The sequence below is a fragment of the Bullifex sp. genome (genome assembly GCF_034103065.1).
GTDB lineage: Bacteria > Spirochaetota > Spirochaetia > Sphaerochaetales > Sphaerochaetaceae > Bullifex.
Genome location: NZ_JAXEGN010000097.1, coordinates 1 through 5717 on the forward strand (window position 1 = coordinate 1; position 5717 = coordinate 5717).

Annotated in this window: 6 protein-coding genes; 1 reads left to right on the top strand and 5 read right to left on the bottom strand. The window is 34.0% G+C overall.

Going from position 1 to position 5717, the window contains the following annotated elements; genetic code table 11:
* The 5 genes from SOY52_RS04020 to SOY52_RS04040 all read right to left on the bottom strand — a co-directional run.
* A partial coding sequence (locus SOY52_RS04020; RefSeq protein WP_320847694.1) for a protein translocase subunit SecF occupies positions 1-942 on the bottom strand: 942 nt, incomplete at its 3' end.
* Positions 939-2645, bottom strand: a complete 1707-nt coding sequence (secD, locus tag SOY52_RS04025) for a protein translocase subunit SecD (protein WP_320847695.1) — start codon at positions 2643-2645, stop codon at positions 939-941. The genes SOY52_RS04020 and secD, both read right to left, overlap by 4 nt.
* A gap of 12 nt (positions 2646-2657) precedes the next feature.
* Positions 2658-3038: a preprotein translocase subunit YajC gene (gene yajC / locus SOY52_RS04030; protein ID WP_320847696.1), complete on the bottom strand. Its 381-nt coding sequence runs from the start codon at positions 3036-3038 to the stop codon at positions 2658-2660.
* 74 nt (positions 3039-3112) lie between these two features.
* Positions 3113-3295 carry a hypothetical protein gene (locus SOY52_RS04035; protein ID WP_320847697.1) on the bottom strand — a complete coding sequence of 61 codons (183 nt, stop codon included), beginning with the start codon at positions 3293-3295 and terminating at the stop codon, positions 3113-3115.
* A gap of 121 nt (positions 3296-3416) precedes the next feature.
* The gene (locus tag SOY52_RS04040; RefSeq protein WP_320847698.1) at positions 3417-4967 is read right to left on the bottom strand and encodes a transposase; all 1551 of its coding nucleotides are present in this window, start codon (positions 4965-4967) and stop codon (positions 3417-3419) included.
* A 257-nt stretch (positions 4968-5224) separates the two neighbouring features.
* Here SOY52_RS04040 and SOY52_RS04045 point away from each other — a divergent pair, with 257 nt between their 5' ends.
* Positions 5225-5530 carry a hypothetical protein gene (locus tag SOY52_RS04045; protein ID WP_320847699.1) on the top strand — a complete coding sequence of 102 codons (306 nt, stop codon included), beginning with the start codon at positions 5225-5227 and terminating at the stop codon, positions 5528-5530.
* Positions 5531-5717 lie beyond the last annotated feature (187 nt).

Here is a 5717-nt window from a genome sequence, read left to right on the forward strand (position 1 = left end):
TACATCTTCTCCCTTCAAGGTTAAGACATTTTCTCTAATTCTATCAAAAATTACGATTGTGTTATTTAGTGAGTAACCAATGATAGTCAATACAGCAGCAATAGTTGTTGAGGATACTTCTAGTCGCAGAATTAGAATAAAAGCAAACATCATCAATACATCATGAAGGAGTGCAATGATAGATGAAATTGCATATGAGAATCTAAATCTAACCCATATATAGATTAGTATTAAACCAACAGCAATTGCTACAGCCTTTATTGAGGAGGTAAATAGTGTTGATGAGAATTTTGGTCCAACGAAATCACTTTGGAGTGTAATAATTTCCTCCGCCGATGCAATAGAAGAAAGCAAGGATCTAATCTCATTTTCTAATTGATACTGAGTTTCTCCCTCTTTTACCTTAACTTTAACAAGAAATGATCCATCATTTTTTTCTCCTGCAACTTGGACATTTAAGCCATCCATAGAAGAAAGTGCATTTCTAATATCACTAATAGCTACATCAGAGGTTTCTGTTGCACAGTTTACATTAAACATACTACTTGAAAGATTTACAGGGTATGATGCACCTGTTACGACATTACTCATAAGTAGCTCTGAATTTTTAACTTTTACAGAAATACCTTCAATTGTATCAAAGAAGGCTGCAGCCTCTCCTGCTGTTTTATATTCTTGAGGATTGATAATATAGCTTTTACTATTTTGTCCTTCTTTAATTGTTAGCTTCAGCTCCCCTTGAGATGCTGATAGTGTTGCACTACCAGCCCCATCATATGAAATGCTAAAGGCAACTGGTGCAATTTGAATTTGTTCTGAAAGGCCAGATGAAAAATCAATACCAGTATTAAAGCCGACAGTAAATAGCATTACTAAACCAGCTATAATAATTAGTGCAGAAGGCACCATAAAAAGATATCTATACTTTATTATCTTATTCATTTCTTGCCTCCTTTAAATGAAATTAAAAACTTCTTTGAGTCTTCCTTAATAAATAGAGAGAAGATGAAGTGGCTGAAATATAAAGATGTAAATAGGGAACTTGCGATACCAATTGCGAGGGTAATTGCAAATCCCTTAACGCTACTACTACCAAGTGTTGACAATACAAGAGCTGCAATAATTGTGGTAACGTTTGAGTCCATAATTGTCCAAAAAGCTCTCTTAAAGCCACTTTCAAGCGCTTGATATGGTTTTTTACCCTTCTTTAACTCCTCTTTAATTCTTTCATAGATAATTACGTTTGCATCTACAGCCATACCTAAAGTTAATATTAAGCCTGCAATAGATGTTAATGTAACTGTAAAGCTAAGTGCAGAGAGTAATGATATCATAATAAAGAGGTTTAATAGTAAAGCAAGGTCAGCGACTAAGCCCGCTAGAGAGTAGTATGCAACCATGAAAATAATAACTAGAGCAAAGCCAATTACAATTGCAGTTAAGCCTGTTTTAACTGCATCATCACCAAGGGTTGCACCAACACTTGTCATTGATACTATTTCAAGATCAATTGGGAAGGATGCACTCTTAAGAGTAATTGCAAGAGACTGAGCCTCCTTTTCATTGAAGCCAGAAATTTGAACATTACTACTAATTGCATCATTAATTGTTGCTACACTTCTTACCTTTTCATCTAAGACAACAGCAAGTGCTTGTCCCTTATGCTTTGAAGTTAAATCATAGAAAAGCTTTCCACCCTCATTTGAAAGTGTAAAGTTAACAACAGGACGGTTTGTAACACTATCTTTGCTACTTTGAGATGATTCAATGTAAGAACCATCTAAATTAATGCTTGGATCAAGAACAACTAGGCTTTCTAATACATCAAGAGAGTAATCATCACTCTTATAATAGCCAAGCATAATACGGTTACTTGGTACTATCGAAGGAGTAATTAATTCACCTCTTTCATTATAAAAGCTCTGAGGATCTGCTTGGTACATTGAATTAACCTTATTTGTTAATGCTGAATCAACTAAGCAAAAGTATAAGCTTCCTTTACCCTGTAGAAAGGAATTTACACGTTCGGTATCTGCTTCACCAGGTATTTCAATTAATATTTGATTGTCCCCTTGCTTTCTAATGTCAGGTTCACTAACACCATATTGGTCAATTCTTGAAGAAAGAATCTCTATATCCTGTGAAACAGCAGCACTAATCTCTTCTGCACTTGGAGTATAACCTAACTTTTGAGCATAACCTTTGGTATCTGCTTCAAGTAATACAGATACACCACCCTTTAAATCAAGGCCAAGAGATAGGATTCTTCCTTGAAGTGATTTTGCATCCATAATCTCTTTTCTATAGTGGTTCTCAACAACACTAAATAAATCACTTTCACTCTTAAAAGCTCCCATTAATGTTGATACTGTCCAAGAATTACTCTTGTAACCTCTATCTTTAGCTTCATCAATTAAATATGAATATTCTTTTGGTACACTAGAACTACCACCCAAGGCTTTAATTGAATTAACATCCTCGCTGGCCTTTGCTCTCGAGTAATCACGAATTTCTTCTTTTGTACCTGTTGCAAGGTTCTTCACGTCTTCAGAAACAAAACAGTACCACTTTATACTAGGATAAAGCAGTACTGCTGAAACAATGAGGACAAGAAGAACTGCAGCAATTCGTCCTGCATTCTTCATAAAAAATAGTCCTTATTTATCTTCTTTCTTTTCTGAAGCCTCTGCTGGCTTTACTTCTTCTGCCTTTTTCTCTTCGATAGCCTCAGCCTTTTTCTTTGAAGGAGCGCTCTTAACAGCATCTTTATTTGTAACTGTAGAAATAGCTGTCTTTAAGAACTCAATTCTTGCATTATCATCGACCTTTAAAACAACAGTCTTTTCTTTTACTGCAACGACAGTACCATGGATACCACCGATAGTAATGACTTTATCACCCTTCTTAAGTGCATCAATCATTGCCTGAGCCTCTTTATCTCTCTTCTTCTGTGGTCTAATAATAAGAAAATAGAAGATAAGGATGATGGCACCAAACATAATAAATGTGGTCCACATTGAACCTGTAGCTGAATCCATAATTAATTCCTCGTTTTTTATAAAATATCTTTAAAAAAATATCATCTATATCATATCATCGTCAAGCGTGGATTTTAAAAGCCTTTCCTATTGAGAAAAATTAAATATATTTGTATTCTGACTGCTCCCACGGGCAAGAGCGTGGGGTTCTGATTACCAAGAGTAGCTTGTAGTCGTACATCATTTTCAGACTTTGGAGTTACAAGTGTAAGCCTATTTGAATCAGGACTTTCATTATCAAGCAGTCCTACGACCACATTAGCGATAAATTTCTGCTTCTCAGCAAGGAAGCATAGTCATTCTCCCTATTATTAGATTTTTAACCTATTTTTATTATATAAACAGAATATTTAATTAGTAGTTTCCCAAAATATAGGACTAAGACTTCTTTCTAGGCCTGCCTCTTGGACGTTTAGGTTTGTCAGATACAGGCTTTTGTTTTCTTGGTCTACCAGGATTTCTTTTCACCTTTGTACAAGTAGCAATATCTAGCTTTACTAATATTTCCATTACGGAAGGAAGAGTGTGTATCCAATAATTATCATTGTCTTTTGGCTTTACACTTTCACCTTTAACACCTCTCCATGCAGAAGAAAGATCATCCATTAACTCACCATAACTCATAGTATCCAAAAGACCAGTTTCATCAGCTTTTTTAGTCATCCTAGAAGTTAATATAGTAGCAATGAAGTTAACAAATTCTTCCCCAATTACACTAAAGTCTCCTTGTACGTTAGTTGTAGTTAGACCTTCATCGCCTTTATATTGAGCAAACATTAGTTCTAAGAGCCATCTTTCTGAGTAAATCTTATATACTTCTTTTTCACTTAAATCTAAGTCAGAAATAAATACAATCGTTCCAAAGCTGTCTTTCTGCTTTTGGTACTTTTCCAAGTCAAATAACTCTTTCTTGATGGAGTTTTCTACATACCCCATATCTTCCTTTCCAGCTCTGTATACATCTCTAAATGAATAAAGATACTTCTTATCATTTACCTCTTTCTTACAACAGAGCAGTACTCTATCACCGAAATGTATAGTCTTATCCCATGTAAGTGCACAATTATCCTTTATAAGCTTTGCTCCTCTCTTGAGAGGAAGAAGATAATGTAGCTCATTATTTTTATCTAATGCTTCCTTTATATTCTTTAGAGGAAAGCCTTTGTCCGCTACTATAATTCCTTTCTGAATACTGTTGTCCTTAATAAAGGAAGCGACTGTAATAGCATCTATATTATTACCTGGATACACTTCAGAACATAAAGGTTCCCCAGTTTCTGTATCAAATGCATAAAGTATGGATATATCTCTAGTTCCCTTAACTCTAGCTTTCCTACTGTAAGAGGATAAATCATTAACACTACTATTATCCTGTCTTAAAGTTCCATCTATTGCTATATGGTGCTGCTTACATACTGCTGAAAGCCTTTTCTCTTGAAAAAGACGTCTCTTATCACTATCCATACCAATTCTCTTGTAAAACTCTGTAATGCTATTTTTACTCATAGCACATCCAGGATACCAAACATTAACAAAGGTTCTTTCATATTCTGTTGAATATCTATTACAGGCTATCTTAGGTTTAATTACCTTTAGAATTGCGATAGCTATTATCTCTACTGCGTCTCTTATGGGATAAACTGAAAGAAGATCCATGTATATATCATTGGTAAATGAATATGCAAAAGCAGCAGCACCATAGCTGAACATATTAGGGACTTCTGCAGTCTTTTCTTTTATAGGTACAAACACACCATCTATAATATGTCCTATTACTTTACCATTCTTTGGTCTAGGGTTACTGCCATTTTCATAAACTATCTCACCTCTTTCCCTTACGGCATAGCGATATTTTGTATCTCTTCCACTATCTTCAACTATTGTATTAACAGGTCTTGCGACCTTTCTAACCGATTCAGGAACTGACATAGTAAATACCTCTTTTTATATAGTCCATATTATAATAATAGGACTAAAAAAGCAAGAATTATTCATGACTTTTGAAACTTAATATTATACAAAAATCCACTACATATGCCTTGTATATGCAGTGAATTATAGGTAAAAACTTGTTAATTAGTGAAAAATGTTAATTTATGTTAAAAAATATAGTTTAGATAGCTAATCCTATAGTCCTATTTTTTGGGAAAGTGTTAATTAAAATACAAGCAGATAAAAATGAATTTTTGAGTTATATTAACAGTGAGAAAGCATTTCAAAATCTTGATGAAAATACTGCTAAGCTATTAGAAACAATTGTGAATATAGAAATCCCAAAAGATGGAGGCTATAATATGTGCAAAGCATTTGACGAAATTAAAAAAGATGCAAAGCTAGAAGGAAATAAAGAAGGTAAAACTAATACTTTTTTTGAATTAACTCATGAAGGATTGCTTTCAAGAGAAATAGCAGCAGAAAAGCTAAATATTTCTCTCTCTGAATATACTAAGCTGGAAAAAGAATTCTTTGATAAAAAATCTGCTACATGTTGATTTCTCATGTAGCAGTATTATTTATGCTAGTGTAGCTTCAAGTTGTGCTTTTGCTTCTGCTAAGGTTTCATCATATTGCTTTTGTAGTCTTTCAAGCTGTTGGTTTGCAATCTTTAAAAACTCAGGATCATTTTCAAGTGATACTGGGACGTCTTGTCCATATTGAGCTTTAAGTTGAGCTGCTTTT

What these genes read in the sequence shown, in the direction of transcription:
- SOY52_RS04040 (WP_320847698.1), bottom strand. Translation starts at nt 4,967, where the DNA reads ATGTCAGTTCCTGAATCGGTTAGAAAGGTCGCAAGACCTGTTAATACA.
- yajC (WP_320847696.1), bottom strand. Translation starts at nt 3,038, where the DNA reads ATGGATTCAGCTACAGGTTCAATGTGGACCACATTTATTATGTTTGGT.
- secD (WP_320847695.1), bottom strand. Translation starts at nt 2,645, where the DNA reads ATGAAGAATGCAGGACGAATTGCTGCAGTTCTTCTTGTCCTCATTGTT.